The organism is Micromonospora phytophila, from assembly GCF_023656545.1.
Taxonomy (GTDB): Bacteria; Actinomycetota; Actinomycetes; order Mycobacteriales; family Micromonosporaceae; genus Micromonospora; species Micromonospora phytophila.
In genome coordinates, this window is record NZ_JAMOKF010000422.1 from 1 (window position 1) to 4040 (window position 4040).

The 4040-nt window shown below is 74.9% G+C and carries 4 protein-coding genes and 1 pseudogene; all 5 read right to left on the reverse strand.

Annotated features, from left to right (window positions below):
• A pseudogene (locus NCC78_RS32615) lies at positions 1-201 on the reverse strand (type II secretion system F family protein); the annotation flags it as partial.
• Positions 162-1703 carry a TadA family conjugal transfer-associated ATPase gene (locus tag NCC78_RS28785; protein WP_250798450.1) on the reverse strand — a complete coding sequence of 514 codons (1542 nt, stop codon included), beginning with the start codon at positions 1701-1703 and terminating at the stop codon, positions 162-164. The gene NCC78_RS28785 and the pseudogene NCC78_RS32615, both read right to left, overlap by 40 nt.
• The gene (locus tag NCC78_RS28790; RefSeq protein WP_250798451.1) at positions 1693-2493 is read right to left on the reverse strand and encodes a CpaE/TadZ family protein; all 801 of its coding nucleotides are present in this window, start codon (positions 2491-2493) and stop codon (positions 1693-1695) included. Before NCC78_RS28790 ends, NCC78_RS28785 begins: the two co-directional genes overlap by 11 nt.
• A gap of 2 nt (positions 2494-2495) precedes the next feature.
• Positions 2496-3155, reverse strand: coding sequence for an SAF domain-containing protein (locus tag NCC78_RS28795; RefSeq protein ID WP_250798453.1), 660 nt, complete (start codon positions 3153-3155; stop codon positions 2496-2498).
• 55 nt (positions 3156-3210) lie between these two features.
• On the reverse strand, positions 3211-4040 hold an 830-nt coding region (locus tag NCC78_RS28800; protein WP_250798455.1), incomplete at its 5' end, for a hypothetical protein.

Sequence of the window (4040 nt, forward strand, 5' to 3'; positions counted from 1 at the left end):
CGCCGGAGCCCCGCCACAGCCGGGCCGGCCCCCGGCTGGCGCCCGGGCCGGGGCCTGGCGGGCGGCGGGTGCCGACGAGGGCCACGACGGCCAGCAGCAGCCCGGCCACGCAGGCGGCCCCGGAGGCCACCGCGATCAGTTCGACGTTGTCGGGCACCGGGTCACCGCTGGCCCAGTCGGGTCTGCCGGGGTCGCCGCCAGGCACCCGTCCCGGCCTCGATCCACCGGCCCAGCAGCCGGGCGTCGTAGCCGACGCGGAGCAGTTGGGCGCGGACCCGCTCGGGTAGGTGCCGGGGTACCGCCCGACCGTCCGGCCCGGGCCCGAACACGCTGGTGGTGGTGATCCGGTTGCCGTCGCCGACCCCGATCACCTCCTCGACGTGCGAGACGAAGCGGTGCTTGCGGCCGCCGATCGCGGTCTCGTCCTCGACGGTGACGTAGACGATCAGGTCGAGCGCGTTGCCGGCCATCCGGCGGGCCTGGTCGACGGTCATCTCCCGGCCGTGCGCCAGCGCCAGCTCGATGATCCGCTCGCTCACCCCGGCGGGGGTACGCGCGTGGATGGTGCACATCGAGCCGCGGCTGGTGGTCATCGCCTGGAGCATCGGCACGATCTCCCGGGACCGGACCTCGCCGACGATGATCCGCAGCACGCCCATCCGCAGCGAGACGGGGATCAGGTCGGCGATGCTCACCTCGCCCGCCGGTCGCCCGTCCAGCCCCCGCTCGCCGTGCCCCTCCCGGGACTCGAAGCTCATCACCGCCCGGTGCTTCAGCCGACGGCGGGCCGGCAGCAGCTCCCGGCTCTCCTCCAGCAGCACGTACGGCTCGTCGGCGGGGATCTCGTCCATCAGCGCCCGGATGACCGTGGTCTTCCCCGCCCCGGCGAGACCGGCGACCATGATGTTCAGCCCGGCCCGCATCGAGGCGCGGAGGAAGTCGCGCAGCAGCGGGTCGATCATCTCGTCCAGGTCGTTCCGGCTGCCGGCGATGTCGTCCAGGCTCACGTCCAGCGTGTTGTGCTTGCGGATCACCGCGTACGGGCGGTGGCTGACCAGGAAGACGGCGGCGAGGCGGCTGCCGTCGGGCAGTTGCAGGTCCAGGGTGGGCTTGGAGGTCGACAGCGACCGTTCGGTGGCCCCCGCCCGGCGGGCCGCCGCCTGGAGGATCTCCACCAGCTCGGCGTCGCTGTCGGCGATCGGCTCGGCCCAGTCGACGCCACCGCCGTGCCGGGTGATCCGCACCTGGTCGCAGCCGAGGATGTGCACCTCCTCGATGGTGTTGTCGATCAGCAGGGTCTGGAGCCGGCCGAGCCCGGCCAGCTCGGCGGTCACCTGATCGAGCAGGAGGCGCTCCTCGCCCGCCGCCATCGGGGTGCCGGCCCGGCGGACCGAGTCGGCGTATCCGGACACCACCTCCACGGCGAGCCGGGCGCGTTCGGTGTCCTCCTCGTCGACGGTGAACTCCCGGCCGCGCTGCCACAGCGTGAGCCGTTCGCTGAGTTCCCGGCGCAGCTCGCGGACCACCTGGAAGTCGACCCGGGGTCGGGCCGGCGGCTCCGGCGGCACGGCGGTGGCCGGCGGCGGGGCCGGGGCCGGCAGGGGGTGGTGGTGCCGGCCGTTCGGCGGGGCCAGCGGGGGCGCCGTCGAGGTGGCTCCGGGTGGTTGCCGTCGGGGGTCGGCGGAGACCGGTTCAAACCGCATCCGGCACCCCCTGCTGCACCGGCCACGTCAGCCGGGCCCGCCGCCGCTCCAGCAGCGCCCCGACCGGCACCTCCAGGGCGGCGGCCGCGCGCATCAGCGGCCGACCGGCCCGCACGGTGCCGCCCAGGCCGAGCACCTGTGCGGTACGCGGGTCGTGCGGCAGGCGGGCGATCACCGGCAGCCGCAGCGCCTTGCTGACCTCGGTGCGCCCGTGGCCGTCGCCCACCAGCAGCAGCCGCAGGCTGCCCGGCGGCACCCGGTGCTCGGCGAAGTCCCGCTCGATCGTCTTCACCATCGACCGGGTATCGGAGAGGTCGGGCAGTTGGGCGCCGCTGACGACGAGCACCACCGAGGCGGCGCGCAGGATCGGCCAGGGCGGGCCGACCACGTGCAGCCGCCCGCAGTCGACGATCACGTCGTACGACGGGTCACCGCGCTCCAGGCCGGCGAAGAAGTCGGCGAACCGCTGCCAGAGCGGGGTGACGCTGCCGGCCTGCGCCGGGTCGACGACGCCGGGCAGCAGCAGCCGGTCCCGTTTCGGCGCGTCCAGGTCCACCAGCTGCGACCAGAACGCCGCCTCCAGGTTGCCGTCGCGCAACTCGCCGACCGCCAGCTCGCCGATGCCCCGGGGGCCGTCGAGCGCCCCGCCGAGGTAGCCGGCGAGGATCGAGCCGCCCGCCGGGTCGCACTCGGCGAGCACCAACCGCCGGTGCCAGGTCAGGGCGCAGGCCAGCGCGGAGGTGGTCACCCCCGGCGAGCCCTTCGCCGACACCAGCGCGATGATCGCCATGCTCAGGCCACCCCGGTGAGCACGACGGCGATCCGCTCCTGCGCCGACAGCGCCACCACCGCCGGCACGTCCCGGACGGCGAGGGCCAGGTAGACCACCACCTCGTCGTCGTCCTCGGCCTTGGCGGTGTCGATGACGGTCGCCTCGAACCGGGTGGCGGTGCCCGCTGGGCTGCTGCCGTTGTCGTCGGGCGTGCTGACCAGCAGGACCCTGTCGCCGGGGTGGAGCTTGCGGGCGGGCACCTCGGCCGGGCCGAGACCCAGCGCGAGCTGCTGCTGCCCGGGGCCGAGCAGCGGATCGTCAGTGAGCTGGGCCATGGTGAGCAGCGTGCCGGGGGTGAGCGACACGGCGGCCCGCTTGCCGACCACCTCGCCGAGCCGGTCGGCGGGCACCGGCGACAGCCCCTGACCGCCGGCCACCTGCACCGGGACCAGGTCGTCGGCGCTGATCTGCCGGCCGACCTCGACCGCCCGCGCCACCGCCAGGTAACTGCCGGTGGCGCGTACCGAGGTGACCGCGAACGCCGCCCCCAGCCCGCCGAGGGCGATCAGCAGCACCGCCAGGCCGAGCAGCCCCGGCCGCATCCGGCGCTGCCGGACCACCTTGGGCGGGGCGACCGGCGCGTCGACCGGTCCGGTTCCGTTACGCGTCGCCAAGCTCACTGTGCCATCTCCGTTCGCGACTGCGGGGCTCGCAAAATCGGCTCACTCCTCGCGCTCACCGGGTCACCACCTGGAGTTCGTTGATCTGGATCGGGACTGTGCCGCTGGTCCGGGTGAGGGGAATGACGCCGCTCTCGCCGCCGCCGCTCCAGGTCACCGTCCAGTACGTGGTGGCGCGGACCCGGTAGTCGCCGGCCTTCGGGTAGCCGCTGTGGTAGCCGCAGTCGGGGGAGGGGCGGCCGGCGTACCGGCCGGTGGCCGTGTAGGCCGTGCCCTGGCCGGTGCAGGTGACCTTCCGGCCGTTGCCCATGTCCCACACGATCCGGTCGAACGTCGCGGTGATCCGTACGGTCAGGCCCCGGTCGGTCTCCTGCTCCGACTGGCTCGGCCCGAAGGACTCCACCTTCTTCTCGCCCCACATCCAGACCGGCAGCCCGACCAGGCCGGGGCCCTTGCTACGGCGCGGGGCGACCGCGATCCGGGGCGCCTCGATTTTGATCCTGGCCAGCGCCCGTCGGGCGAGCTCCTCCGGGTCGGGCGGCGCGCCGAAGCCGGGCGGCGGGGAGTCCCACAGGACCGTGGTCTGCGCGCCGAGGTCGCCGCCGTTGCAGGTGCGGACGTACCACTGCTGGCCCTCGGGGGCCTCGGGCTGGGGCTCGGCGAGCTTGTAGTAGCAGCCGTCGCCGTTGTTGAACCAGCCGAGCACGTCGTCGTAGCACTTGACCGGGCGGCCGTTCCACTGGCACTTCGCCGCGCCGCCTCCGCCGCCGGAGTCGCCGCCCCCGCCGGTGTCCCCGCCCCCGCCGGTGTCCCCGCCCCCGCCGGGGCCGCCCGGGGTGCCGGGATCGTCGTCCCAGACGCTGCAGTCGCTTTGCCCGGGCGGGC

Bases quoted from the DNA above. Each gene is read 5' to 3' on its own strand.
- NCC78_RS28785 (WP_250798450.1), bottom strand. From the start codon at position 1,703: ATGCGGTTTGAACCGGTCTCCGCCGACCCCCGACGGCAACCACCCGGA.
- NCC78_RS28790 (WP_250798451.1), bottom strand. From the start codon at position 2,493: ATGGCGATCATCGCGCTGGTGTCGGCGAAGGGCTCGCCGGGGGTGACC.